The sequence below is a fragment of the Phytopseudomonas straminea genome, assembly GCF_900112645.1.
GTDB classification, from domain to species: domain Bacteria; phylum Pseudomonadota; class Gammaproteobacteria; order Pseudomonadales; family Pseudomonadaceae; genus Aquipseudomonas; species Aquipseudomonas straminea.
Map to the genome: position 1 here is coordinate 471,170 of NZ_FOMO01000003.1, position 26,430 is coordinate 497,599.

General features: G+C 63.2%; 22 protein-coding genes. 9 read left to right on the forward strand and 13 right to left on the reverse strand.

The annotated features are described in order from the left end of the window. Positions 1–39 precede the first annotated feature (39 nt). Positions 40–1,923: a methyl-accepting chemotaxis protein gene (locus BM279_RS09955; RefSeq protein ID WP_093503296.1), complete on the reverse strand. Its 1,884-nt coding sequence runs from the start codon at positions 1,921–1,923 to the stop codon at positions 40–42. 283 nt (positions 1,924–2,206) lie between these two features. Here BM279_RS09955 and BM279_RS09960 point away from each other — a divergent pair, with 283 nt between their 5' ends. Then, the gene (locus tag BM279_RS09960; RefSeq protein WP_093503298.1) at positions 2,207–7,075 is read left to right on the forward strand and encodes an NAD-glutamate dehydrogenase; all 4,869 of its coding nucleotides are present in this window, start codon (positions 2,207–2,209) and stop codon (positions 7,073–7,075) included. 63 nt (positions 7,076–7,138) lie between these two features. Here BM279_RS09960 and BM279_RS09965 read toward each other — a convergent pair whose 3' ends face one another. From BM279_RS09965 to BM279_RS09975, 3 genes are all read right to left on the reverse strand, one after another. Continuing rightward, complete coding sequence (locus BM279_RS09965; RefSeq protein WP_093503300.1) at positions 7,139–7,900, reverse strand: COG4705 family protein; 762 nt, start codon at positions 7,898–7,900, stop codon at positions 7,139–7,141. A 166-nt stretch (positions 7,901–8,066) separates the two neighbouring features. Continuing rightward, complete coding sequence (locus BM279_RS09970) at positions 8,067–9,089, reverse strand: alpha/beta fold hydrolase (protein ID WP_093503302.1); 1,023 nt, start codon at positions 9,087–9,089, stop codon at positions 8,067–8,069. A gap of 84 nt (positions 9,090–9,173) precedes the next feature. Beyond that, positions 9,174–10,037: a DUF6685 family protein gene (locus BM279_RS09975; protein WP_093503304.1), complete on the reverse strand. Its 864-nt coding sequence runs from the start codon at positions 10,035–10,037 to the stop codon at positions 9,174–9,176. Between the two features lie 166 nt (positions 10,038–10,203). On the opposite strand from BM279_RS09975, the gene BM279_RS09980 reads away from it, so the two are divergent. Together BM279_RS09980 and BM279_RS09985 are read left to right on the forward strand one after the other, a co-directional pair. Continuing rightward, positions 10,204–10,425 (forward strand): DUF2835 domain-containing protein, encoded by a 222-nt coding sequence (locus BM279_RS09980; protein ID WP_093503306.1) that lies wholly within the window; start codon positions 10,204–10,206, stop codon positions 10,423–10,425. A 376-nt stretch (positions 10,426–10,801) separates the two neighbouring features. Beyond that, complete coding sequence (locus BM279_RS09985; protein WP_093503308.1) at positions 10,802–11,824, forward strand: quinone-dependent dihydroorotate dehydrogenase; 1,023 nt, start codon at positions 10,802–10,804, stop codon at positions 11,822–11,824. 96 nt (positions 11,825–11,920) lie between these two features. Here BM279_RS09985 and rmf read toward each other — a convergent pair whose 3' ends face one another. Next, positions 11,921–12,136, reverse strand: coding sequence for a ribosome modulation factor (gene rmf, locus BM279_RS09990; RefSeq protein ID WP_013790957.1), 216 nt, complete (start codon positions 12,134–12,136; stop codon positions 11,921–11,923). 425 nt (positions 12,137–12,561) lie between these two features. Between rmf and rlmKL the strand changes: the two genes are divergently transcribed. Continuing rightward, on the forward strand, positions 12,562–14,808 hold the full coding sequence (gene rlmKL / locus BM279_RS09995) for a bifunctional 23S rRNA (guanine(2069)-N(7))-methyltransferase RlmK/23S rRNA (guanine(2445)-N(2))-methyltransferase RlmL (protein ID WP_093503310.1): 2,247 nt from the start codon (positions 12,562–12,564) through the stop codon (positions 14,806–14,808). 91 nt (positions 14,809–14,899) lie between these two features. On the opposite strand, the gene dacB is transcribed toward rlmKL, so the two are convergent. Then, positions 14,900–16,378, reverse strand: coding sequence for a D-alanyl-D-alanine carboxypeptidase/D-alanyl-D-alanine endopeptidase (dacB, locus tag BM279_RS10000; RefSeq protein ID WP_093503312.1), 1,479 nt, complete (start codon positions 16,376–16,378; stop codon positions 14,900–14,902). A 219-nt stretch (positions 16,379–16,597) separates the two neighbouring features. Here dacB and BM279_RS10005 point away from each other — a divergent pair, with 219 nt between their 5' ends. Continuing rightward, entirely contained in the window at positions 16,598–16,942 is a 345-nt protein-coding gene (locus BM279_RS10005; RefSeq protein ID WP_013790960.1) for a YggL family protein, read from the forward strand. Between the two features lie 52 nt (positions 16,943–16,994). Here BM279_RS10005 and BM279_RS10010 read toward each other — a convergent pair whose 3' ends face one another. The 6 genes from BM279_RS10010 to BM279_RS10035 form a co-directional block, all read right to left on the reverse strand. Further along, positions 16,995–18,107, reverse strand: a complete 1,113-nt coding sequence (locus BM279_RS10010) for an FUSC family protein (protein ID WP_093503314.1) — start codon at positions 18,105–18,107, stop codon at positions 16,995–16,997. 2 nt (positions 18,108–18,109) lie between these two features. Then, complete coding sequence (locus BM279_RS10015) at positions 18,110–19,441, reverse strand: deoxyguanosinetriphosphate triphosphohydrolase (RefSeq protein WP_075930728.1); 1,332 nt, start codon at positions 19,439–19,441, stop codon at positions 18,110–18,112. Between the two features lie 116 nt (positions 19,442–19,557). After that, positions 19,558–20,712 carry an EAL domain-containing protein gene (locus BM279_RS10020; protein ID WP_093503316.1) on the reverse strand — a complete coding sequence of 385 codons (1,155 nt, stop codon included), beginning with the start codon at positions 20,710–20,712 and terminating at the stop codon, positions 19,558–19,560. Between the two features lie 84 nt (positions 20,713–20,796). Continuing rightward, complete coding sequence (locus BM279_RS10025; protein ID WP_093503318.1) at positions 20,797–21,126, reverse strand: hypothetical protein; 330 nt, start codon at positions 21,124–21,126, stop codon at positions 20,797–20,799. After that, positions 21,123–21,509 carry a phage holin family protein gene (locus tag BM279_RS10030; RefSeq protein ID WP_093503320.1) on the reverse strand — a complete coding sequence of 129 codons (387 nt, stop codon included), beginning with the start codon at positions 21,507–21,509 and terminating at the stop codon, positions 21,123–21,125. Before BM279_RS10030 ends, BM279_RS10025 begins: the two co-directional genes overlap by 4 nt. 12 nt (positions 21,510–21,521) lie before the next feature. Beyond that, entirely contained in the window at positions 21,522–21,851 is a 330-nt protein-coding gene (locus tag BM279_RS10035; protein WP_075930724.1) for an ElaB/YgaM/YqjD family protein, read from the reverse strand. 370 nt (positions 21,852–22,221) lie between these two features. Here BM279_RS10035 and BM279_RS10040 point away from each other — a divergent pair, with 370 nt between their 5' ends. The 4 genes from BM279_RS10040 (at position 22,222) to BM279_RS10055 (ending at position 25,916) form a co-directional block, all read left to right on the forward strand. Continuing rightward, positions 22,222–23,430: an ammonium transporter gene (locus tag BM279_RS10040; protein ID WP_093503322.1), complete on the forward strand. Its 1,209-nt coding sequence runs from the start codon at positions 22,222–22,224 to the stop codon at positions 23,428–23,430. 96 nt (positions 23,431–23,526) lie between these two features. Continuing rightward, positions 23,527–24,654 (forward strand): DUF5610 domain-containing protein, encoded by a 1,128-nt coding sequence (locus BM279_RS10045; RefSeq protein ID WP_093503324.1) that lies wholly within the window; start codon positions 23,527–23,529, stop codon positions 24,652–24,654. 58 nt (positions 24,655–24,712) lie between these two features. Then, positions 24,713–24,949 carry a glutaredoxin family protein gene (locus BM279_RS10050; RefSeq protein ID WP_093503326.1) on the forward strand — a complete coding sequence of 79 codons (237 nt, stop codon included), beginning with the start codon at positions 24,713–24,715 and terminating at the stop codon, positions 24,947–24,949. Positions 24,950–25,028: 79 nt separating this feature from the next. Continuing rightward, a complete protein-coding gene (locus BM279_RS10055; RefSeq protein ID WP_093503328.1) occupies positions 25,029–25,916 on the forward strand; it encodes a chemotaxis protein CheV in 888 nt (295 codons plus the stop codon). Positions 25,917–25,918: 2 nt separating this feature from the next. On the opposite strand, the gene BM279_RS10060 is transcribed toward BM279_RS10055, so the two are convergent. Continuing rightward, positions 25,919–26,413, reverse strand: coding sequence for a SprT family zinc-dependent metalloprotease (locus BM279_RS10060; RefSeq protein ID WP_093503330.1), 495 nt, complete (start codon positions 26,411–26,413; stop codon positions 25,919–25,921). Positions 26,414–26,430 lie beyond the last annotated feature (17 nt).

Sequence of the window (26,430 nt, forward strand, 5' to 3'; positions counted from 1 at the left end):
GTTGCCAGCCGGCCAGCGCTGCGCGTGGCCGGCACTGCCTCAGACGATACGGAACTGGCCGGCACTGTGGTTGAGCGCCTCGACCTGGCGCGACAGGCCCTGGGTGTGTTCGTCCAGGCTCAGGCGCAGGGTCTTGGTCTTGCCGGTGTGCAGGTTGATGTCCTCGACCTTGGCGGCGATTTCCTCGGTGGTGCAGGAAATCTGCTCGATGGCCACCACCACCTGGCTCATCTCGGCGCTCAGGTGCTCCATTGATCCGGTGATGCCGTCGATGGCCTGGGCCACTTCGCCGGAGCTGCGCTCGCCCTGGGTGGCGAGGTTCAGGCCGCTGGTCATCAGTTGGTCCATCTGCTGGGTCTGCTCGCGCAACTCGTTGACGATCACCGCGATATCGGTGGTGGCCGCCACGGTTTTCTGGGCCAGGGAACGCACTTCATCGGCGACCACCGAGAAGCCGCGGCCGGCCTCGCCAGCACGGGCTGCTTCGATGGCGGCGTTGAGTGCCAGCAGGTTGGTCTGGTCGGCCAGCCCGTTGATCACGTCGATGATGCTGGTGACCTTGGTACTCGACTGGGTGAGGGCGCTGACCTGGGCGTGAGTGTCCTGGATCAGCTGCGAGAGGCGGCGCATGTTGTCGGCGCTGGCATTGATCACCGAAGCGCCGTCGCGCGCCGACTGGTAGGCTGCTTGGGTGGCGTTGCCGACATCGGTGGTGCGCTGGGCCATTTCATTGACCGTGGCGGAGATCTGCTGAGAGGCCGAGGCGGCCTGTTCGGTCTGCATCTCCACCTGGGTGCTGTTTTCCTCGAGGCGACGCATGGCGTCGTTGAGGTAGTGGTGTAACTGGTTGAGTTCCTTGTTGCCGTCCAGCACCTGGCGAATCACCCCGGCGATGCCCTGGGTCATCTGGTTCGAGGCGCTGCCGAGCTGGTTGAATTCGTCGCGGTGGTTTGCGCCGACGTCGATCCGCGCAGTCAGGTTGCCCGCCGCGACCTGGGCGAGCAGGCGGTTGACCCGGTCCAGCTGCGCCATCAGCAGGCGCGAGGCGCGGCCCAGGGTCAGTAGCATGAAGGCCGAGACCAGCACGAAGGTCAGGCCCATCATCCAGCGTGCGGTGCTGCGCGCCTGCTCGGCCTGTCGGGTGGCGCCCGTCAGCACGGTGTCCTGCAGGTGCTTGTTCTGCGCCTCAATGCTGGCCTCGATCTGCTGGCCCTGCTGCTGCAGCTGTTTCTCGCTGGCCACGATCTGCTGGATCAGCGTATCGGCTGCGGTGAAGTTGTCGGTGAAGGCGCTGGCTGCTTTGCCCACCCGGCTTTCTTGCCATTCCAGATCGACGATCTGCGCCTGCAATTTGCCCAGTGCCGCACGCACGCCGTCGGCGTATTTGGCATCGAAGGTGGACAGGTAATCACGCTGGTTGCTCAGCGCCTCGGCAATCGATGCCTGGATCAGGCTGATGCTGACCCGCTCCAGCTCCTTGCCGCTTTCCGCCAGCTTGGCGCGCAGGCCGATAAAGGGCGTCAGGCCCAGTGCGTGGGACTGCTTGAGCCAGTTCTGCTGCACGGCGATGTCCTGTTGCAAAAGCTCATCCAGGCGCCGGGAGCTGTCGAGCAGGGTGGCATCGTCGAGCAATTCTGCGCGCTGTACGTATTGGCGGGATAGATCGCCGAGCGCGGTCAGTGCGGTCTGGAACTCGGCTTCGCCATCGGGGGTGAGCTGGCGGCGTTCGGCGTTCAGCTTCAGCCACTGATTCATCAGCGTGGCTGAATCGCCTGCGTAGGCGGTGGCGCGTTCGCGGGCCTGCAGGGCGTTGTCGAGGGTCTGGCTGGCCCAGAACGAAGCCGCCGTCATCAGCGCCAGGCTGGACAGGGTGATAAGGATAAGAAGGCGAAACTTCTGTTTCCAGGAAAGGAACAGTGACATGGCGGGTGTCCAGGTTGGCTTTATTTTTATTGACGCCAGACTTTAGGCGTTGTGCCAGCACAGCGCAAGAGGGTTGTACGATGTCTGCTATGGGGCGGGCAGCGTGAACGAAAATGTCGCTGCACCGCAAGCGTGCACTGCCACCGCCTCGTTAAGCTCGTGCGGCGCCTGTGACCGGCGCGTCATTTGTACAACGGGTAGCGTTTGCAGGTAGCCGGTCTAAGGTTGAACTACGTACGGAAACAACAATCGCACCTACCAAGCCTACAGACGGAGTACAAGCATGGCGTTCTTCACCGCGGCCAGCAAAGCCGACTTCCAGCATCAACTGCAAGCGGCCCTGGCGCAGCACGTCAGCGAGCAGGACCTGCCACAAGTGGCCCTGTTCGCTGAACAGTTCTTTGGCATCATCGCACTCGAAGAACTGACGCAGCGGCGACTGTCCGACCTCGTTGGTTGCACCCTCTCGGCCTGGCGCCTGCTGGCCCAGTTCGACTCGAGCCAGCCGCAGGTCCGCGTCTTCAACCCCGATTATGAAAAGCACGGCTGGCAGAGCACTCACACCGGCATCGAGGTGCTGCACCCGGACATCCCGTTCCTGGTCGATTCCGTACGTATCGAACTCAAGCGCCGCGGCTACAGCATTCATACCCTGCAGAACAGCGTGCTCAGCGTGCGCCGCGATGCCCAGGGCGCGCTGCTCGAACTGCTGCCCAAGGGCAGCACGGGCGAGGGCGTCAGCCTCGAATCGCTGATGTTCCTGGAGATCAACCGCTGCGCCAGCAACGCCGAGATCAAGTCGCTGCAGAAGACCCTGCTCGAAGTGCTCGAGGAAGTGCGCCTGAGCGTCGCCGACTTCCAGCCGATGAAGGCTAAGGCCCAGGAACTGCTGGGCAAGCTCGGTGACGGCAGCTTCGGCCACGGCGCCATCGACCCGGCCGAAGTGGAAGAGATCAAAGTGTTTCTTTCCTGGTTGCAGGACAACCACTTCACCTTCCTTGGCTACGAAGAATTCACCGTTCACGACGCGGCCGACGGCGGGCACCTGCAGTACGACGAAAGCTCCCTATTGGGGCTGTCCAAACGCCTGCGCAGCGGCCTGAGCCAGGACGAGCTGCACATCGAACCCTACGCGCTGGCCTACCTGCGCGAGCCGACCCTGCTGTCGTTCGCCAAGGCCGCGCAGCCGAGCCGCGTGCATCGCCCGGCTTACCCTGATTTCGTCTCCATCCGCGAAATCGATGCCTCCGGCAAGGTGGTCAAGGAGTGCCGCTTCCTCGGCATCTACACTTCGACCGCCTACAGCGAGAGCGTGCGCGAGATTCCCTACATCCGCCGCAAGGTCGCCGAGGTCGAGAAACGCTCCGGCTTCATCTCCCAGGGCCACCTGAGCAAGGAGCTGGTCAAGGTTCTCGAAGTGCTGCCGCGCGACGACCTGTTCCAGACGCCGGTCGACGAGCTGGCCAGCACGGCGCTGTCGATCGTGCAGATTCAGGAGCGCAACAAGGTCCGCCTGTTCCTGCGCTTCGACCCCTACGGGCGTTTCGTCTATGCGCTGGCGTATGTGCCGCGCGACATCTATTCCACCGAAACCCGCCTGCGCATCCAGCAGGTGCTGGTCGATCGCCTGCAGGCCAGCGATTGCGAGTTCTGGACCTACTTCTCCGAATCCGTGCTGGCCCGCGTGCAGTTCATCCTGCGCGTGGATCCTAAGAACAAGCTGGACATCGACCCGCAGCAGCTCGAGCGCGAAGTCGTTCAGGCCTGCCGTTCCTGGACCGATGACTACGCCGCCCTGGCCGTGGAGAACTTCGGCGAAGCCAAGGGCACCCGCGTGCTCACCGACTTCCCGAAAAGCTTCCCGGCCGGCTACCGCGAGCGCTTCGCGCCGCACTCGGCGGTGGTCGACATGCAGCACCTGCGCAGCCTCTCCGAGGAGCGCCCGCTGGTCATGAGCTTCTACCAGCCATTGGTGCCCGGTGAACGTCAGCTGCACTGCAAGCTGTACCACGCCGACACGCCGCTGGCGCTGTCCGACGTGCTGCCGGTGCTGGAGAACCTCGGCCTGCGCGTGCTGGGCGAGTTCCCGTATCGCCTGCAGCACCAGAGCGGTCGCGAGTTCTGGATTCACGACTTCGCTTTCACCTACGCCGAAGGCGTCAATCTCGACATCCAGCAGCTCAACGACACCCTGCAGGACGCCTTCGTGCACATCGTGCGCGGGGACGCCGAGAACGATTCCTTCAACCGTCTGGTGCTGACCGCCGGCCTGGCCTGGCGTGACGTGGCGCTGCTGCGTGCCTATGCCCGCTACCTCAAGCAGATTCGTCTGGGCTTCGACCTGGGTTACATCGCCAACACGCTGCTCAACCATGCCGACATCGCCCGCGAGCTGGTGCGCCTGTTCCGCACGCGCTTCTATCTGGCCCGCAAGCTCAGCGCCAATGACCTTAACGATAAGCAGCAGAAGCTCGAGCAGGCCATTCTCGGCGCTCTGGACAATGTCGCGGTGCTCAACGAAGACCGCATCCTGCGTCGCTATCTGGACCTGATCAAAGCCACCCTGCGCACCAACTTCTACCAGCCGGACGCCCTGGGCGAGGTGAAGAGCTACTTCAGCTTCAAGTTCAACCCCAGCGCGATTCCCGAGCTGCCACGCCCGGTGCCGAAGTTCGAGATCTTCGTCTACTCGCCGCGCGTCGAGGGCGTGCACCTGCGCTTCGGCAACGTGGCCCGTGGTGGCCTGCGCTGGTCGGACCGTGAAGAGGACTTCCGTACCGAAGTGCTCGGCCTGGTCAAGGCCCAGCAGGTCAAGAACGCGGTGATCGTGCCGGTCGGCGCTAAGGGCGGTTTCGTGCCGCGTCGCCTGCCGCTGGGTGGCAGCCGTGACGAGATTCAGGCCGAGGCCATCGCCTGCTATCGCATTTTCATCAGCGGCCTGCTGGACATCACCGACAACCTGAAAGAAGGCGAAGTCGCGCCTCCTGCCAACGTGGTACGCCATGACGGCGATGATCCTTATCTGGTCGTCGCCGCCGACAAGGGCACCGCCACCTTCTCCGACATCGCCAACGGCATCGCCAACGAATACGGTTTCTGGCTGGGCGATGCCTTCGCTTCTGGCGGTTCGGCCGGCTATGACCACAAGGGCATGGGCATCACCGCCAAGGGCGGCTGGGTGTCGGTGCAGCGTCACTTCCGTGAGCGCGGCATCGACGTGCAGAAGGACCTGACCACTGTGATCGGCATCGGCGACATGGCCGGTGACGTGTTCGGCAACGGCCTGCTGCTGTCCGAATCGCTGCAACTGGTGGCGGCTTTCAACCACCTGCACATCTTCATCGACCCCAACCCGGATGCGGCGCGCAGCTTCGCCGAGCGCAAGCGTCTGTTCGACCTGCCGCGTTCGAGCTGGTCCGACTACGATGCCTCTCTGATTTCCCAGGGCGGCGGCATCTTCCTGCGCAGCGCCAAGAGCATCGCCATCAGCCCGGAGATGAAGGCACGCTTCGATATCCAGGCTGACAAGCTGGCGCCGACCGAGCTGCTCAACGCACTGCTCAAGGCACCGGTGGATCTGATCTGGAACGGCGGTATCGGCACCTACGTCAAGTCCAGCCGCGAAACCCATGCCGACGTCGGCGACAAGGCCAACGACCTGCTGCGCGTCGACGGCCGCGAACTGCGCGCCAAGGTGGTGGGCGAGGGCGGCAACCTGGGCATGACCCAGCTCGGTCGCGTCGAGTACGGTCTCAATGGCGGTGCCAGCAACACCGACTTCATCGACAACGCCGGTGGTGTGGACTGTTCCGACCACGAGGTGAACATCAAGATCCTGCTCAACGAGATCGTCACGGCCGGCGACATGACCGGTAAGCAGCGCAACACGCTGCTGGCCGAAATGACCGAGGACGTGGGTAGTCTGGTGCTCGGCAACAACTACAAGCAGACCCAGGCGCTGTCACTGGCCGAGCGCCGCGCCCGCGAACGTCAGGGTGAATACAAGCGCCTGATGGCCGCGCTGGAAGCCTCCGGCAAGCTGGATCGTGCTCTTGAGTTCCTGCCTAGCGAGGAGGAACTCAACGAGCGCGCGACCAAGGGCCAGGGCCTGACCCGTCCCGAGCTGTCGGTGCTGATTTCCTACAGCAAGATCGAGCTGCAGGAAGCGCTGATCAAATCCGATATCGTCGATGACGAGTACCTGTCGCGGGAGATGGAAACCGCCTTCCCGGCGCGCCTGGCGCAGGAATATGGCGAGGCCATGCGCCGTCACCGCCTCAAGCGCGAGATCGTCAGCACGCAGATCGCCAACGATCTGGTCAACCACATGGGCATCACCTTCGTGCAGCGCCTGAAGGAGTCCACCGGGGTCGGTTCGGCGCAAGTCGCCGCGGCGTATGTGGTGGTGCGTGACGTCTTCCACCTGCCGTTCTGGTGGCGCCAGATCGAGGCTCTGGACAACCAGGTGCCGGCCGATCTGCAGTTGACCATGATGGACGAGTTGATGCGCCTGGGCCGCCGCGCCACGCGCTGGTACCTGCGCAGCCGCCGCAACGATCTGGATGCCGCCCGTGACGTGGCGCACCTCGGTCCGCGGGTCAAGGCACTGGCCATGCGTCTGGATGAGCTGCTGGAAGGCCCGGCCCGCGACGAGTGGATGGCGCGCTACCAGACCTACGTCGAGGCTGGCGTACCGGAGCTGCTGTCCCGCGTTGTGGCAGGCACCGGCCATCTGTACACGCTGCTGCCGATCATCGAGTCGGCGGACCTCACCGGCCACGAGCCGACCGAGGTGGCCTCGGCCTACTTTGCCGTGTCCGATGCCCTGGACCTGTCGTGGTACCTGCAGCAGATCAGCAGTCTGAGCGTGGAAAGCAATTGGCAGGCCCTGGCCCGCGAAGCCTTCCGCGACGACCTGGACGCACAGCAACGCGCCATTACCGTCTCGGTGTTGCAACTGGCCAACGGGCCGGAGTCGATCGAGGCGCGGGTCGAGCTGTGGATCGAGCAGAACCGCCGATTGGTCGACCGCTGGAAGGCCATGCTCGCCGAGCTTCACGCGGCAACTGGCAGCGATTACGCCATGTACGCGGTGGCCAACCGCGAGCTGGGTGACCTGGCGCAAAGCCAGCCGCCGGTGCTGCCAAGCTGAGCTGAGTAAGCGCTGAAATGAAAACGCCCCGACTGGTTCGGGGCGTTTTTCATTGTGCGGCGTTTATCGCTGTTCGGTACGAATCGCCATGGGCGCAGAGCGCTGCTGCTGCGCCCAGATGGCAAAGCAGACAAGCACAGCCAGGGTTGCGAATAGCACAGCCGAGGAGCCTACGGTGCCGAGGTCCAGCCCACCCTTTTCGGTGCTCTTGGTCAGTACGTCACCCAAAGTGGCGCCAAACGGCCGCGTCAGCACAAAGGCGATCCAGAACAGGGCCACTCGCGACAGTTGCGTGCGGTAGTAGGCCACTGCTACCACAGCCAGCAGGCTGCCGATCAGCAGGGCGCCGCCGGCGAAACCCAGGCCCGAATCATCGGCCAGGTAGTCGCCCAGCGCCGTGCCCAGGGTGTTGGAAAGCAGAATCGCCGCCCAGTAGAACAGCTCGGCACGCCGCGAAACGATATGTTCGACTGACAGGGATTTCTCGCTAAGGCGCCAGACCAGCAAGACGCTGACCAGCATGGAGACGAGAATCAGCGAGCCGCTGGCGTAGCCGAGGCCGAGGGTGCGGTCCATGAAGTCCGACATGGTGGTGCCGGCCGTGCTGGTCATCAGGATGACGGTCCAGTAGAGCGCTGGTGTGTAACGGCGGCTGCTCAGCTGGCCGAGCAGGGAGAGGATGAACAGGCTGATGAGCAGCAGGGAGCTCAGCGCATAGCCAATGTTGAGCGTCATGGACAGCAGGTCGCCTGCCGTCTCGCCAAGGGTCGTGGCGCAAATCTTCATGACCCAGAATGCCAGGGTGATCTGTGGGAGCTTGTTCATAGCGGCCTCGCTCGGTCCGAGGGATTCGGACATGGGGCCACTGTGCTGGGGGCTAAGTCATGCGCGTGTCAAAAAACAATAAAAATTGCGTGAAGTGCTAGGTCGCCGGATATTCCCGGCGACCATCCTGATCTGTAGTGGCCGTACTGACAGCGTGGGGCTGATCTCAATTGCCTTTTGAGGAGCTCGGCTTGCTGGAGATGGACAAGCCTTTGATCAGCGCCTGGTGAAAACGCTCTGGCTCTTGAATTTGCGGTGAGTGGCCAAGATCCGGGAAGGTCACCAGGGTCGCATCTGGAATGCGCTTGGCGGTGGCCGGACCCAGAGCCTTGTAATCTCCCAGTTTGCTGCGCATCGCTTCGGGTGCGGCGTCCTTGCCGATGGCAGTATTGTCCTGCTCACCGATCAGCAGCAGTGTGGGCATTTTTAGCTCGGAAAGTTCGTAGACCACGGGCTGGGTGTAGACCATGTCGTAGGTCAGCGCCGAGTTCCAGGCGACGATTTCCTTGCCGTCGCCATTGAACATGCCTGCCTGCATGTCGACCCAGCGATCGAACTCGGGCCGCCACTGGCCGGCGTAGTAGGTGCTCTTCTGGTAGTTGCGGCTGGCCTCGGCAGTAGTTTTCAGCTCGCGCTGGTACCACTGATCGACGCTCAGGTAGGGCACGCCGAGGGTTTTCCAATCTTCCAGGCCGATCGGATTGACCATCACCAGTTGCTCGACCTGATCGGGGTAGAGCAGGGCGTAGCGGGTGGCCAGCATGCCGCCCATGGAGTGGCCCATGACGGTCACCTTGTCGACGCCAATCTGTTCGAGCAGCGCGTGGGTATTACTGGCCAGTTGCTGGAAGCTGTACTGGTAATGCGCTGGCTTGCTGGATTTACAGAAACCGACCTGATCCGCCGCTACCACGCGGTAACCGGCATCGCTCAGCGCCTTGATGCTGCCTTCCCAGGTTGCGGCGCAGAAGTTCTTGCCGTGCATCAGCAGCACCGTGCGGCCATTGGCCTTCTCGGGCTGCACGTCCATGTAGGCCATCTGCAACGAGACGCCTTGCGACCCGAACTTGAAGCGTTTGACTTCATGGGGGTAGTCGAAACCCTGCAGCTCGGCGCCATAGCGCAGTGTTTCAGCAGCAAGGGCAGGCAGGCTTCCGGCGATGAGCAAAGACGCGAGGGCAATGCGCATGGTGATGCTCCAAACAGAGAGGGAGCAAAGACTGACCTGCCATTGCCGTACACATCCCGCGCGAGAAGTTACAAAACCTGTCGATCAGCTCAGCTCGCGCACGTACTGCAGCATGTCCGGTGCGCCGGCCTGCAGCAGGCCTTCGCCCAGTGCGCAGGCTTGCGGTGAGTGCTTGGGCAGCAGCAGGAACTCGGGCGCGCCCGGCGTGCGCAACAGGCTCAGACGTGCGTAGGGCACTTCATGCTCCATTAGCAACTGCATGAAGCTGGCGTCGCTCCAGGCCGCGCAGGGCATTGCCAGAGCGTGATAACGCTGCTCCAGATCGCGCAGGCCGTCGGGGCTGATGCGGTAGTAGGTGATGTGCGCCGGCAGGGTGATTTCCAGGCCGCGCAAGCGCGCATAGGCCACGGCACTGGCAAAGGCCTCCGGGTGCGATTCGCCGGCCCAGAACAACCGCTCACCGCGCCACTGGGCGTGAAACAGTTCGAGGCTCTGGTGAGGGTACTCGGGCAGTGCCTTGCTCAGGTGCTTGAGAAAATCGCGATAACTGATGATGCGGATCTGTCGGCAGGCTTCGCTGGCCGCGTAGTCCTCGAGGCTGCCGTAACTGCCGTCGCAGTGCACCAGGCTGTCGACCAGGCGCAGGTCGAACTGCTCCAGATGGCGGTGTTCGACCTCGATCAGCTGGACCAGCGCGGCGTGGGCTTCGGCCTTGTCTTCCTGCACCGGACCGGACAGCGCGCTGCGCGGTAGATCTTTGAGGCGCTGCAGGGGAGGGCCACCCAGCCAGCAGATGTTGTCGCCAAAGGTGGGGATTTCGGAGAAGGGCAGTTGCAGCTGACTGGCGCGCTCGAAGATGGGCTTGCAGCCGCGGCCAAGCAGGCCGACGCGCTGAGCCAGGGCGGCCAGGCGTGAGGCTAGAGGGCTGGGCTGTTCAGGCAGGCTCATGGCAGCTCGCGTACGTCAGTGTGCCAGGCGCAGTGTGGCAGAGCCTGCCAGGAGTTGCACGACCCTCGCAGCACAATGTCCAGGTCATGGCCGAAATGCCCGGACCTGATCGGTGCGACAGGTTCGAATATGGCACAATCCGTTCATTCATCTGCAAGGAGCCTCCATGGCAAGCCTGGTACTGGATATCGCATTACCCGCAGACCGCGTGCAGGCGATCTATCAGGGGCGGGCCAACCGCATTCAGGCGCTGAGCCGCGACGGGCGGCGAGTCAGCATTCCGGCTCACCATTTCCGGACGTTTCTGACCCACGCCGGTATCCATGGTTCCTTCGAACTCGAGTTCAATGATGCTGGTGAGTTGCTCAGCCTGCGGCGCCTAGTCTAAGAGCCTATTCGCGATCTGCTGCGCGTCGGCGCTACAGCGTTAAGAACAAGCTGGATTGCCAGCCCAGCGGAAAGCCGCTTGCGGCTAACGCGCTTTAGCGCGGCCCGAAGGGCGAGCGAAGCGAGTAATGCTCATTTACAGCTCGTAAACTCGTGTGCGAGCCCAGTCCGCTTGATTCGCTGCGCTCACCCTGCGGGCCAGCCGTTGGCTGTTACTCCGCTGCGCTGCGTTTCTCGCCTGTTTTTGCGGGGGCGCCTAGCTCTTGTATCGCTCTAGCTCGCTAGATCGTGAACAGGCTCTAATCCTCGCTACCGGGTGATTTGGCCGGCTATAATTCGCGCCTTTCGATTTCGCCACTGCCGATCTGAGCCTGCCCATGTACAACCTGGCCCGCGAGCTGCTGTTCAAACTGTCCCCCGAAACTTCCCACGAGCTGTCCATCGATCTGATCGGTGCCGCTGGCCGTCTGGGCCTGGCCGGGCGCCTGACCAAGGCGCCGAGCAGCTTGCCAGTGACGGTCATGGGCCTGCAGTTCGCCAACCCGGTGGGGCTTGCCGCCGGCCTGGACAAGAACGGTGACGCCATCGATGGCTTCGCGCAGCTGGGGTTCGGCTTCGTCGAGATCGGCACTGTCACGCCTCGGCCGCAGCCGGGTAACCCCAAGCCGCGTTTGTTCCGCTTGCCAGAAGCCGAGGCGATCATCAATCGCATGGGTTTCAACAATCATGGCGTCGACCACCTGCTGGCCCGCGTGCAGGCGGCCAAGTACCGTGGCGTGCTGGGCATCAATATCGGCAAGAATTTCGACACGCCGGTCGAGCGCGCGGTGGACGACTACCTGATCTGCCTGGACAAGGTCTATGCCCACGCCAGCTACGTGACGGTCAACGTCAGCTCGCCGAATACCCCGGGCCTGCGCAGCCTGCAGTTCGGCGACTCGCTCAAGCAGTTGCTCGATGCCCTGCACAAGCGCCAGAACGAACTGGCCCTCAGCCATGGTCGCCGCGTGCCGCTGGCGATCAAGATCGCCCCGGACATGAGCGATGAAGAAACCGTGCAGGTCGCTGCGGCGCTGCTGGAAAGCGGTATGGATGCGGTGATCGCCACCAACACCACGCTGAGCCGTGAGGGCGTCGAGAACCTGGCATTCGCCAACGAAGCCGGTGGTCTGTCTGGTGCACCGGTGCGCGACAAAAGCACCCACACGGTTAGCGTGCTGGCAGGAGAGCTGGGCGGTCGGTTGCCGATCATCGCCGCTGGTGGCATCACGGAGGGCCGGCATGCGGCGGAGAAGATCGCCGCAGGCGCGAGCCTGGTGCAGATCTATTCGGGCTTCATCTATAAAGGACCTGCGCTGATTCGCGAGGCGGTGGACGCCATCGCCGCGGCGCGGCGTTGAATCGCAGATAATAAAAAGGGCTCCCTTGGGGAGCCCCTGGGCTTGCGCCCGCCGCTCGGATGGAGCGTGCTTGGTGAAGTCGGTAGGTCCCTGGCGTTAGCCGACTGCGCGAAGTTCGTTGAGTCGATGAATACCGGCAGCGCCGGTCAAACCGTCCCAGTTGTCACCGCGGCCTTCACGCCAGCCATTGAGCCAGGCTTGACGCACGGACGGAAGAGTGAAAGGACACAGCTCGCGGGATTTACCACTGATACCGTACTGATAGCCGCGCAAAAATGCTTTTTCTAACGGATCACGCTTAAGTCTTCTCATAGGGTGTTGCCCTCACTTGTTGACTGTTTTATGTCCCGTTGACCTCCAGGAGGTCAGGCAGAAGGTCTGCCGTTGGAGTCCGCTGCCGGCGTCGCGAGCCTCCATGTGCCATCGTCGTTGCGACGACGGCCTGGGTAGATTTCTATCGAATGCACGGGGCGCTGTGAATGATCGATTTGTCATAAGGACGTAACGCTTTTGAGGGTGAGGCCATAAGGTGATTTGGCGACAGCCAAAGTGACCGTGCAAACCCGCGCAGTTACTGGGCCTCGCGAAATCTGCTGGTGATTTGCCATCGTGAATGGCTATCGATTGCAGCTGCAATTTATTCGGACGAAGGGTCGCATTGCGACTTCTTGTCACTTATTTTTGGTTGCGCCCACCGTTGGGCCAACCCATTACCGCCTTCGGGCACTGGATCTATGATGTCGGACCAACACGAACTCTTCCTCACGTGCCCCAAGGGGCTCGAAGGCCTGCTGCTCGAGGAAGCCAAGGCGCTGGGCCTGGATGAGGCTCGCGAGCACACTTCGGCCATTCGTGGCACGGCCAGTATGGAAACCGCTTATCGGCTGTGTCTGTGGTCGCGTCTGGCCAACCGCGTGCTGCTGGTGCTGGCACGTTTCCCGGTGCGCGATGCCGAGACCCTTTATGAAGGTGTGCTCAATGTCGACTGGTTCGAGCACCTGGAACCCAGTGGCAGCCTCGCGGTGGAGTTCAGTGGCCACGGCTCAGGCATCGACAACACCCATTTCGGCGCCCTTAAGGTCAAGGATGCCATCGTCGACAAGCTGCGCCAGGCCGATGGCACGCGTCCGTCGGTGGACAAGCTCAACCCGGACTTACGCGTGCACCTGCGCCTGGATCGCGGCGAAGCGATCCTGTCACTGGATCTCTCCGGTCACAGCCTGCATCAGCGTGGTTATCGCCTGCAGCAAGGTGCGGCGCCATTGAAAGAAAACCTGGCCGCGGCCGTGCTGATCCGCGCCGGCTGGCCGCGTATCGCCGCCGAGGGCGGTGCCCTGGCGGACCCGATGTGCGGTGTGGGCACCTTTCTGGTCGAAGCGGCGATGATCGCCGCCGATATCGCCCCGAACCTGACGCGCGAGCAGTGGGGCTTCAGCAACTGGCTGGGTCACGTACCGGCCACCTGGAACCGCCTGCGTGCCGAAGCCGAGGAGCGCGCGGCAGCCGGTATGGCCAAGCCGCCATTGTGGATTCGCGGCTACGAGGCCGACCCGCGGCTGATCCAGCCGGCGCGCAACAATATCGACCGCGCTGGGCTAAGCGATTGGATCAAGGTCTATCAGGGCGAAGTGGCAACCTTCGAGCCGCGCCCGGACCAGAATCAGAAAGGCCTGGTGATCAGCAACCCGCCCTATGGCGAGCGCCTGGGCGACGAAGCGAGCCTGTTGTATCTCTATCAGAACCTCGGCGAGCGCCTGCGCCAGGCGTGCATGGGCTGGGAGGCGGCGGTGTTCACCGGTGCGCCCGACCTGGGCAAGCGCATGGGCATCCGCAGCCACAAGCAGTACTCGTTCTGGAACGGCGCGCTGCCGTGCAAGCTGTTGCTGATCAAGGTGCAGCCCGAGCAGTTCGTCACTGGCGAGCGCCGCACGCCCGAGCAGCGTGAGCGCGAACGTGAGCAGAACGAGCTGCAGGCCGAGGCGCCAAAGCTCAACCGCAACGGCAATCCGATCAAGCCCGCGCCGGCACCGGTCGAGCAGGCACGCTTGAGCGAGGGCGGGCAGATGTTCGCCAATCGCCTGCAGAAGAACCTCAAGCAGCTCGGCAAGTGGGCGCGGCGCGAAGGCGTCGACTGCTACCGCCTGTACGATGCCGACATGCCCGAATACGCCCTGGCCGTCGACCTGTACCACGATTGGGTGCATGTGCAGGAATATGCCGCACCGCGCTCGATCGACCCGGAGAAAGCCCAGGCGCGCCTGTTCGATGCCTTGGCGGCGATTCCCCAGGCGCTCGGTATCGACAAGAGCAAGGTGGTGATCAAGCGTCGCGAGCGCCAGAGCGGTACCAAGCAGTACGAGCGCCAGGCGGCCCAGGGCCAGTTCATGGAGGTGAAGGAGGGCGGCATCAAGCTGCTGGTCAACCTCACCGACTACCTGGACACCGGCCTGTTCCTTGACCACCGCCCGCTGCGCCTGCGTATCCAGAAAGAGGCGGCCGGCAAGCGCTTCCTCAATCTGTTCTGCTACACCGCCACGGCCAGTGTGCATGCGGCCAAGGGTGGCGCGCGCAGTACCACCAGCGTCGACCTGTCGAAGACTTACCTGGACTGGGCACGGCGCAACCTGTCGCTCAACGGATTCTCGGACAAGAACCGTCTGGAGCAGGGCGATGTGATGAGCTGGCTGGGCGATGATCGTGGCGAGTACGACCTGATCTTCATCGATCCGCCGACCTTCTCCAACTCCAAGCGCATGGAAGGGGTGTTCGACGTGCAGCGCGACCACGTCCAGTTGTTGGACATGGCCATGGCGCGCCTGGCGCCGGGTGGCGTGCTGTACTTCTCCAACAACTTCCGCAAGTTCCTGCTCGACGAGCAGTTGCCGGCCCGTTATCGGGTCGAGGAAATCAGCGCCGAGACCATCGACCCGGACTTCGCTCGCAACGCCAAGATCCACCGTGCCTGGAAGATCATGGCGAAGTAAGTCTGTTACAGCCTTAGCCTGGGTTGAGCGTAGCGATACCCAGGAGGCTTTCCCAGGCTTCGCCTAGCTCGACCCGGGCTGCCTCAGGCGCTTATCGGGCAGCGCTTTTCGGCTGCTTGTAGAGGTCGAGCAGCACCTGGTCGAGAATAACCGACGCGCCCCAGGGTTTGGGGTCGTTGAGGATCGCTACCACGGCCCAGGCATTGCCGTTGTTGTCGCGGCTGAAGCCGGCGATGGCGCGCACGTTGTTCAGGGTGCCGGTCTTGATGTGCGCCTGGCCGGCAAGCGGCGTGTTGCGTAGGCGTTTGCGCATGGTGCCGTCCAGCGCGACGATCGGCATCGAGCTGATGAACTCGGGCGCGTAAGGGCTCTTCCAGGCCGCTTCCAGAATCCGTCCCATTTCCCGGGCGCTGATGCGCTCGGCTCGGGACAGCCCGGAACCATTTTCCATGACCAGCTGCGGCGCGGTGATGCCCTTGCGTGCCAGCCATGCGCGAATCACCCGCTGCGCGGCGTGGGCATCGTCGATGTCCGCCTCGTTGCGGTTTTGGGCGCCGATGCTGAGGAACAGCTGGCGGGCCATGGTGTTGTTGCTGTACTTGTTGATGTCGCGGATGATTTCCACCAGGTCCGGCGAGAAGGCGCGGGCCAGCAGGGTGGCGCTCTTCGGCACTTCGGCCTGACGGTCCTTGCCGAGGATGCTGCCGCCCAGCTCGCTGAAGATCGCCCGTACCGCGCCGGCGGCGTAGGACGGATGGTCGAGCAACGACAGGTAAGTCTGGGCGCTGCAGCCATCGGTCAGCTGGCCGGTAACGATCACCCGGGTGCCGTCGAATTCTTTCACCGGGTTGTAGCGCACGTCCGGCCAGGCCGGGCATTTGCCGGCCTTGAGTACCTTGACCTGGTTGTCCAGCTTCAGGCCGGCCAGGGGCGGCTCGGCGGCCACGCTGACCTTGCCGTCCTCGGCGCGGGCGATGAAGCGCAGGGCCTTGAGGTTGACCAGCAGCGAATCCGGGGTGACCAGGTAGGGCTTGTTGGCATCGCCGCCGTCATCGTTGAAAGCCGGCAGGTCCGGTTGTACGAAGTAGCCACGGTCCAGCACCAGATCGCCGGTCACCTGGCGCACGCCATTGGCGCGCAGGTCACGCAGCATCAGCCAGAGCTTTTCCATGTTCAGCTTGGGATCGCCGCCGCCCTTGAGGTACAGGTTGCCGTTGAGCACGCCGTTCTTGAGCTGACCATCGGTGTAGAACTCGGTCTTCCACTGGTAGGTCGGGCCGAGCAGTTCCAGAGCGGCGAAGGTGGTGACCAGTTTCATGGTCGAGGCCGGGTTCACCGACACATCGGCATTGAAAATGGTGCCGTTGCCCGGGCCGTTGAGTGGCAGCGTCACCACCGATAACGACTGCTGGCCAATCTTGTTGGCCTTCAGGCTCTTGGCCACGCCCTCGGGGAGTGTGGCGTTGGTCGCCGCGTAGGCGGGCAGGGCGGTGGGCAGAACGAGACAGGCGAGGGCCAGAGGGCGGAGGATGCGCAGCCTCCGAACGGCAGGTACAACGGAAAATCGCATTACGAGCTCCCACAGCGGTTTGGGACAATGCCGCGCATTATGCCCCATCACCAGGCCGCCAAGGGCCGTGATTGCGGGATTTTATGGTCGGTCATCCATCCGTTGTCGGTGTGAGCGATCGAGACGGCGATCCCGGTCGATTTTTCGTCGGCTGGCAGGCATCGCCGCCACTAAACTGGTAGAGTGCCGCGCGTTATCACTCTGCAAGGATTTATACCCATGGCTACCAATCGTTCCCGTCGTCTGCGCAAGAAACTCTGTGTGGACGAGTTTCAGGAGCTGGGTTTCGAACTGAACCTGAATTTCAAGGAAGACCTGAGCGATGAAGCGGTCGACGCCTTCCTCGATGCCTTCCTGAGCGACGCGATGAACGCCAATGGCCTGGGCTATGTTGGCGGCGACGACTACGGCCTGGTGTGCCTGGCCAAGCGTGGTTCGGTCAGCGAAGAGCAACGCGCCGCTGTGGAAGCCTGGCTGAAGGGCCGCTCCGAGCTGGTCGATTTCAGCGTCAGCCCGCTCCTGGACGTGTGGTACCCGGAAAAAGAGATCAACTCCGCTTCCTGATCCACGACAAAGGGCCTCGTTCGAGGCCCTTTTCTTTTGTGCCCGCCCTGGGTCACTCGTCGTTCGTTGCCTTTGTTTCCGATTGCTGCGCCGGCGCTCGCTCGCCTGCTGCCGCGGTTCGTAGCCTGGCGGCGTTGCGGTTATCCAGCCATTGGCGCAAGCCGTGCATCAGCAGGGCGATGAACAGGGTCAGCACGATACCCAGGGTGACGTTGAACAGGCGCACCTGTGGCAGGTGCCAGTCCTTGGCCAGGCTTTCGGCGAGCAGCACGAAGCAGGCCGTCGTCTGCAGCACGAACAGACCATAGTGGTTGGCCTGCAGGGCGCGGCTAAGCATGATCAGCGGCAGCATGATGGCGACCATCAGCGGTGGGCTCTGCAGGCTATGGCCGAACAGGATCAGCAGGCCGGCGGCCGTCAGGCTGGCCATGCTCGCCTGCAACGCGCGCACCAGGCTGCCCCTGAATTCCAGTTGCAGGGTGGTGACCACCGCCAGGGTCAGCCAGTAACCGCGCTGCAGATGGGCCAGATTGACGATCAAGCCGGCCATGGAAACCGCCACCGTACAGCCCAGGGCGTACAGGCCCCATTGTTGGCGAGACTGCCGCTGCGCATGCCGGCGTAGCACCTTGAGCAGGCTGATCAGGCGCGGCATGTGCGGCCACATGCGCAGGCCATGCAGGCCGCGCAAACCGAAAGCCAGCAGCATTACCCACAGCCCGCCTAGCATGAATAGCATGGCGATGGCATTAGGGTTGTTGAGCATGCTGCTGCCGTACTGGCCTTGCCCCAGGCACAGGCAGACGGTCAGGCCGATGCCCAGCTTGCCGGCCTCGGTGCCGTAACGCTGCAGCCAGGCCAGCAACAGGCCGAAGGCGGCGAACAGCGACAGGCTGATCAGCGGGTGGGTCGCCGACCAGAAGCCCAGGCCGGCGCTGCAGGCGCCCAGGCCGGTGAGCAGCAGCATGCGTAGCATGCCGAAGCGGTGCAGCGGGTTGGCCTGGGCCGCCTGGAAAGCACCCACCGACGCCCACAGAAAGCCCGGATGGGCGCTGAACAGACCGAGCAGCAGCGGCAGTGCACAGCCCAGACCGGCGACCACCGCCGGCCCCCAGGCGGGTGGCCCGGCGTGCCAACTGAACAACTGCCTGAACACCTGGCGCATGCTCAGACCGGACTCGAGCGACCGGTCATTTCCCGCGCCATCTCGGTGGCGTAGCTGTCGGTCATGCCGGCGATGAAATCGATCATGCGCAGGAACGAGCGGTACAACGGCCAGTGAGGATCGGGTGCGTTATGGCCCAACAGGTCGAGAATGCGCCGATTCTTGAACGACGGCGTGCGTCCGCCGTGCTGTTCCAGCGCCGCGCCGCAGAAGGCATTGAGGAGAATTTCCAGCGTGGTGTAGGCGCCGATCTCGTGCAGCGTCTTGCGTTTGTCCTGAAAGATCTTTTCGCGGGCCATGGCCTTCGCAGCCTGCACGCAGTGCTTGGCAGGGCCGTGCATGTGCTCGACCAGATCGCCCTCCAAGCGGCCGGCAAGCAGGCTAGGCTGCTGTTCGACGAAGGCCTGGGCGGCCGAGTTGGTCAGGTGCTCGATGGCCTTGCCGCGCAGGATCGCCAGCTTGCGCCGCCGCGAATCCTGGGGGCCGAGCTGACGGTAGGTTTCCGGCAGATCGTCGCCGACCAGGTCGAGCAGCAGCGATTCCACCTCGGCGTAGTCGAGCAGCTCCATTTCCAGGCCGTCTTCCAGGTCGATCAGGCCGTAGCAGATGTCGTCCGCGGCCTCCATCAGGTAGACCAGTGGGTGCCGCGCCCAGCGCTGCTCTTCGAGCTGCGGCAGACCGAGTTTGCCGGCGATCTGCTCGAGCAGCGGCAACTCGCTCTGGTAGCAGCCGAACTTGTGCTTCTTGTAACCCAGCGCCTCGGCGTGCCGTGACGTCCAGGGGTATTTGAGGTAGGCGCCGAGGGTGGCGTAGGTCAGTCGTGTGCCACCATCGAACTGGTGATACTCCAGCTGGGTGAGAACGCGAAAGCCCTGGGCATTGCCTTCGAAGCTGAGAAAGTCGCCGCGCTCGGCATCGCTCATGGCATCCAGCCAGCCGCGCCCCGCGGCCTGCTGGAACCAGTGGCGGATGGCGTCCTCGCCGGAGTGGCCGAACGGCGGATTGCCGATGTCGTGGGCCAGGCAGGAGGACTGCACCACCATGCCGAGATCGCTGGGCTCGCACCAGGCCGGTAGTTCACCGCGCAGCATCTCGCCGACACGCATGCCCAGGGAGCGGCCCACGCAGCTGACTTCCAGCGAATGAGTCAGGCGGGTATGGATGTGGTCGTTGCTGGACACCGGATGCACCTGGGTCTTGCGGCCCAGCCGGCGAAAGGCGCCGGAGAAGATGATCCGGTCGTGATCCTTGTGGAAGGGGCTGCGGCCCAGTTCATCGGCGCTGGGCGCCGGTTTGCCAAGACGTTCACGGGTGAGCAGGGTTTGCCAGTCCAAGCGTGCTTCCTTTACCGGATACGACGAGTCGGGCGCGTGTGGCCTTGCAAAGGCGGCGCATGCGCGAATGTCCGTTAGCTTCCCTGTTCGGTCCCGCAACTGCAAGGCCGCATCCACTAAAGTCCACTGGCGTCGATGTCGACCAGCAGCAGGCGGCTGCCGTTGTCGATGAACTGCCCGGCAGTCAGGCAGTACTGGTTGGTGGTGGCGTCGCGGTAGGTGTTGGAGAGGATCAAGCGGCGCTCTTCCCAGCCTTCGGCAAGCAATTGATAGAAGTAGGGGCGCCATGACCAGTTGTGGCCCAGGTAGCGATCGTCGGCCTGCCAGGCGCCGTCGCGCCATTCCAGGTTGGGGCTGATCTGCGTGCCGTGGCGGTCGCACTGATACAGGCGAATCAGCCAGGGGTAGGCGCCCGGCGTCACCGTCGGTGCAAGCCCATCGGGGCTGTGCTTGAGCTGGGTGAACAGCTCGGCGAGCTGGCGGCGCAGGGTCATCAGCTGCATGCGGTCGGCGAGTTTCTTGTGCACATAGGCGTCACGCAGGCGGGCGAAGCACTCGACGAATGCGCCACTGTCGAAGAATTCCAGCTCCGGCCTGGCGAACAGATAGCCCTGCACGTAGCGAGCGCCGCACTCCAAGGCGAAATGCAGTTCGGCTTCGGTTTCCACGCCTTCGGCGATGATCCAGCAGCCGGTCTTTTCCGCCATCATCGCCAGCGCCTTGACCACTTCGCCGCAGGGCCCGCCCCGCGCCGCTTCCTGGAAAAGGCGCATGTCCAGTTTGAGGATGTCGGGGCGCAGTGCCAGCACACGGTCGAGTTGCGAGTAGCCGGCACCGAAATCGTCGATGGCGATACGCACGCCGGCCTCGCGGTAGCGCGCGGCCACTGCGGCCAGGCGCTGGCTGGCGCCGCCCAGTTCGGTGATCTCGAACACCACGCGAGTGGGATCGACGCCACTGCTCGCCAGCTGTTTGAGGCTCGGCAGCGCCTGCTGTGGGCGCAGGCGACCAATCCAGCGTGGCGAAATGTTCACGCTCAGGAACCAGTCGGGCGGCGCATGACGAAAGCGCATGAACGCCTGCTCACGGATCGCTCGGTCCAGCCTGCGCAAGGCCGCGGCGGGCGTTTTCGGATCAGCGAACAGCGGCCCTGCAGAATGCAGGCGGCCAGCGGCGTCGCGCAATCGAGCCAGGGCCTCTATGCCGGCGATCTGTCCGGTAGCGGTATCGATGAAGGGTTGGAAGACGGCGATGGGTTGACCGTCGAGCACCGGGCACATCCTTATTGAAAGGGCAGGTTAGCCAGGCGTTACCCAGGCTTTTTGTGCTCTTTCCTAGCAAGAAGGTGGCCAATTTCAGGCTTGATCGGATTTCTCTGCTGGCTTTTCGCTTTCATGGCCAGGCGAGCGTTTGCGCAGGTCAGGGAACGCGGCGAGCGCCATGCGTAGCCAGCGTCGCCATTGGCCGCCGCGTATGCCCAAGACGGTCAGAGCGAACACGCCTCCGGTGATCCAGATTGGTGCGTGGCTACCCTTGAGTTCCTGGCGCCAGTGAGTACCCAAGTCCTTGGCCTTGCGCAGCGGCTCCAGCATGACCTGGGTTTCATAGCGGATTTCCTGGCGATGCATTTCCAGGCGCAGCCGCAACATGGTCTTGCGAAGTTCCTGCGTATTTTTGTCGCTCATGGCAGCAGTTGCTCGCGGTCGCGGGCCAGTTCTTCGAGGCTGGCGCTGAACGGCGCCGGGGCATTACGCATGCGTTGTACCAGGCTCCAGCCGCAAACCAGCAGGCCGGCTGCATAGAACAGGCAGAGCAGGGTGATGACCAGAATGCGGTGGGTGTCCCAGAAGCCAATCAGCAGGGCAGCCGACAGGCCGATGATCAGCAGCAGGCCGAACAGGACGCAGAGGCCGGTCAGGATCAGCAGGGTAACGGTGCGCGCCTGCTGCTCCCGGAACTCTTCGCTGAACAGCGCGACATGGCCATGAACCAGCCCGAGCAGCGCACCGGCCAGGCGCCGTGGCGAGGGGCCGCGGCTGGGAGATGCTGCTGTCTGGCTTTCATCCATGTGCTGTCCTGATCAACGTCGGCTAATGAGCATGCCGATCAGTATACCAATGCCAGCGGCAATGCCGATGGTCTGCCATGGATGGGTCTGCACATAGTCTTCGGTTGCACCTACGGCCGCGCGGCCGCGCTGAACCACGGTTTCTTCGGTGTTCTTCAGTGTGGTGCGTGCACGGCCCAGGCTGTCGCGGATCTGCGCGCGCAGCTCTTCGGCTTGATCGCCGACCAGGCTGGCCGAATGTTGCAGCAGGGTTTCGGTGTCACGTACCAGTGCCTGGAACTCTTCGAGCAGCTCTTCCTTGTTGGCTGGAGCTACGGGGCGCGAGGGGAGTGGGCGGGCCATTGATCAATCTCCTGTAGGTATGGGGGCGGTGTAAGGGTTTCGAGTGGCCCACCCCTGGCAGGTTCACTCTATCTGCCGGGATGGACGCGGAGGCCGCCTCAGAGGGCACAGGCATTGCATTGGCGAACGGCGAAGCGGGCCGGCATGCATGGTTATGGTGCTTGGCGTCTTTCCTGGCATCTGCCTGGTGCCTTGTTAACTACTTGATAAACCAAGAATAAGTCTTCAAAAGGTGGGGCGATGGAGCGCCGTGATGCCGATGCGCTCCCAATGGGTGCGCAATAAGGCGAGATGGCGTGCTTGTAAATGGTGCTTATCGCTGGGCTGGTGTTCCTTTTTGGTGCTTTTTCGCTGCGGAGTCTGTGCTTCGATGGAAAACCTCGACAGTGCCGTGCAAATCCTGATTCATGGCTCGAATACCTTATTCATCCTGATCGGCGCCATCATGGTCCTGGCCATGCATGCCGGCTTCGCCTTTCTGGAAGTCGGCACCGTGCGGCAGAAGAATCAGGTCAATGCGCTATCCAAGATTCTTTCGGATTTCGCGATCTCGGCCGTCGCCTATTTCTTCGTCGGCTACTGGATAGCCTATGGGGTCAGCTTCCTGCATCCGGCCAGCGTACTGGTCGAGGGCAACGGCTACGCGTTGGTGAAATTCTTCTTCCTGCTGACCTTTGCGGCAGCGATCCCCGCGATCATTTCCGGGGGCATCGCCGAGCGTGCGCGTTTCGGCCCGCAGTTGTGCGCCACCGCCCTGATCGTCGCGTTCGTCTACCCGTTCTTCGAAGGCATGATCTGGAACGGCAACTTCGGTTTCCAGGCCTGGCTGCAGACGACCTTCGGTGCACCGTTCCACGACTTCGCCGGCTCGGTGGTCGTTCACGGCGTCGGCGGCTGGCTGGCCTTCGCCGCGGTGGTGCTGCTGGGGCGCCGCGATGGCCGCTACCGCGACGGCCGCCTGGTGGCCATGGCGCCGTCGAGCATTCCCTTCCTGGCGCTGGGTTCCTGGGTGCTGATCATCGGCTGGTTCGGCTTCAACGTGATGAGCGCACAGACCCTGGGCAGCATCAGCGGCCTGGTGGCCGTCAACACCTTGATGGCGATGGTAGGCGGCACCCTGGCCGCGCTGATCGTCGGCCGCAATGATCCGGGCTTCCTACACAACGGCCCGCTGGCCGGGCTGGTCGCCATCTGCGCCGGCTCCGACCTGATGCATCCGGTGGGCGCCCTGGCCACCGGCGCCATCGCCGGTGCGCTGTTTGTCTGGGCCTTCACCGCGACACAGGTTAAATGGAAGGTAGATGATGTACTCGGCGTCTGGCCGCTGCACGGCCTGTGTGGCGTCTGGGGTGGTATCGCCTGCGGCATCTTCGGCCAGCCGCTGTGGGGCGGTCTGGGCGGCGTCAGCATCGCCAGCCAATTGTTGGGTAGCCTGGCTGGCGTCGCCGTGGCGCTGAGTGGCGGCTTTGCGGTGTATGGATTGCTCAAGCAGGTGGTAGGCATTCGCCTGAGCCAGGAGCAAGAGTATTACGGCGCCGATCTGTCGATTCACAAGATTGGCTCGGTAAGCCAGGATTGATGCGCGAGCCGCCCGGTCGATTGGTTGAATGCTAGCCCTAAACTTTTGCCGAGGGCTGCCGTCAATCTTGGACATGCTCCGTTTCGGTGACTTGCCATGGCTATCTCAATCCCGCTGTCGACCAATACGACAGGCCGCTCGCCACAGCTCGGTGGCCAGCCCACTACCATTCGCAATGCGGCCGACGCCCAGGCGGCGCTGTCCAATCGACTGGCCGAGCGCCTCGGCCTGCCGCCCGGTTCGCTGACGGCCAAGCAGGACGATTTTTCGCCGGAGAAGGTCGCCGATCGCGTCATGGGCTTCGTCGAGCAACGGCTCAAGAGCGAGGCGGCGTCTGGTGCCAGCCCCGAGAAATTGCAGCAACTGCTCGACCAGGCGCGTTCCGGTGTGCAGAAAGGCTTCGACGAGGCGCGCAAGATCCTCGACGGCATGGGTGTGCTCAAGGACAAGATCGCCAGCGATATCGACGACACGTTCAAGCGCATTCAGCAAGGCTTCGCCGGGCTCGACAAGCTTTACGGCTCGGTGCCGAGTGCAGGCGAGGGCAACGGCGTGACGCCCACCTCCAGCGATCGCTTCGCCGCGGTAGCGGAAAGTTTCGAACTCAACATCACCACCCGCGATGGCGACCGCTTACGCGTATCGGTGGCTCAAGCATCTGCGGCCTGGTCACGTACCGAGGGCGCGAACAGCCAGTCCGGCAGCTTGCAGATCGGCGGTTGGCAGGTGGAGGTTGAGGGTGAGCTGGATGATGAGGAAAAAGCCGCGCTCGGCAAACTCTTCAGCCAGGTGCAGGATCTGTCCAATTCTTTCTATTCGGGCGACATGGCTGGAGCCTTCGACCGCGCTATGGCGCTGGATATGGACAGCTCGCAGCTGGCCTCCATGTCGCTGCGGCTGACCCAGACCAGCGTGCGCCAAGCCACCGATACTTATGGCGCCGTATCGAATCAGGGTGGGCAGCCGGCCAGCGCGACCAACGGTGCGCTGACCGATTATGCCCAGGGCCTGCTCGACGCATTGCGTACGGCAGATGCCTTGGTCAGTGATGGCAAGGGATTATTGCAGGACCTGCTCAAGGGCGGCTTCTCGCTGGACGATCGCTTCGATGCCGGCCGGCTCGAGAAGGCCGAGCAGATCAATGGTCGTCTGCTTGATGGCCTGCAGGGCTTGTTGAGTTCGACGCTGACACCGCAGTCGGGCGAGGGTAGCGAGAAAGCCTGATCAGGCATGGCAAAGTGCTAAACTGCGACTCTAGTTACCTTCGCAGGTTGCCTCAATCATGCTTCCCGAATGCCGGCTGCTCGGCACTCTCGGCTGTCACCTGTGTGATTACGCAGAGGCGGTCTTGATGCCGTTCGTGGAAAACGGCCTGTTGGTCGAATTGCTGGATATCGCCGACGAGCCTGGGTTAATGGAGCGCTATGCGCTGATCATCCCTGTTCTGCGCCGCATGGATACGGGCGCCGAGCTCCATTGGCCGTTCGAGGCGTCGCAGGTCGCCGCGTTTCTGCAGTGACAACTGCCATCTAGAGCAACGAGCCCGGCGCTTTACAGTCAGGCCACTTTTTAAAGTTTTTGCATGGGGAATCACGGGTATGAACATGGTGCTCGGCGACGCGCTGTCGCTGCTGCTGTTTCGTCTGCACAATGGCCGCCTGTTGGGCATCAACCTGCTCAAGGTCAACGAGATCATTCCCTGTCCAGCATTGACTAAGATGCCCAGCCGTCATCCCCATGTACGCGGCGTCGCTACACTGCGTGGCTCGGCGCTGACGGTTATCGACCTGGCTCGTGCGATTGGCGAGCGCGGTGGCAGCGATGATGGTGATGGTTGCCTGATCGTCACCGAGTTGAGCCGCTCGCGGCAGGGCCTGCACGTGCACAGCGTCGAACGCATCGTGCAGTGTTCGACGCGCGATGTGCGTCCGCCCCCCTCGGGGGCCGGTTCTCGCGCCTTTATTACTGGGGTGACGCAGATTGACGGCTCAATCGTGCAGATTCTCGACATTGAGAAGGTGCTACATGAAATCGCCCCGGCGCCGCTGGAAGAGGTTAGTGAGGAATTGCTCACCCCAGCCGAGCGACAGCTTTTGCAGGGGCGCCGCGTGCTGGTCGTCGATGACTCTCAGGTGGCCATTCAGCAGACCCTGATGACCCTGCGCAAGCTGGATCTCGATTGCGAGGCCGTACGCAGCGCGGCCAGTGCCCTCGACGTGCTCAGGAGCGCCCGCGAGGAGGGGCGACCCGTCGAGGTACTGGTCTCGGATATCGAAATGCCGGAAATGGATGGCTATGCCCTGGTTCAGCAAATCCGTAAGGACAGCCAGCTGGCCGATACCTACGTATTGCTGCACACCTCACTGGATAGCACCATGAACACAGAGAAGGCTCGCTCGGTAGGCGCCAACGACGTACTGACCAAATTCTCCAGTGTCGACCTCAGCCAGGCGCTGCTGCGCGCCTTTCAGCGCCTGAATGGCTGACGTTATTCGACGCGCTGCTCACCGGTGAACTGCAGGGTGATCTTGCAGCGCCGGCAGAAGTAGCGGCGCCCCTTGGACACCAGCGCGTGGCGCTGGGCGGAGAACGGAAACTCGCCTTGCGGGCACTGGCAACGGTAGATGAAGCGGCTGACCTGACGGCGCTTCACTTCATAGGTGTGGCAGCGGTGCGGCGGCAGTTCATAGACGCCGCGCATGATCAGCTGCCACTCCTCGCCGTGGGGCTGGATGCTCAGGCCGAACAATTGGTGGGCGATCAAGTGGGCCACTTCATGGGCGACGGTCTGGCGCAGGAAGTCTTCCTGATTCTCGCGATACAGCTGCGGGTTGAAGCGCAGCTTGTTTTCGGTGAGATGCGCCACGCCAGCTTTTTGCCCGCGTAGCTTGAAGCTCACCTGCGGGCGGGCGAAGCGCCGCTTGAAGAAGGTTTCCGCCTGCTGGTAGCAGGCTTCGACGCGGGTGTGGATCTGATCGGGCATGGCGGCTTCAGGGGCGG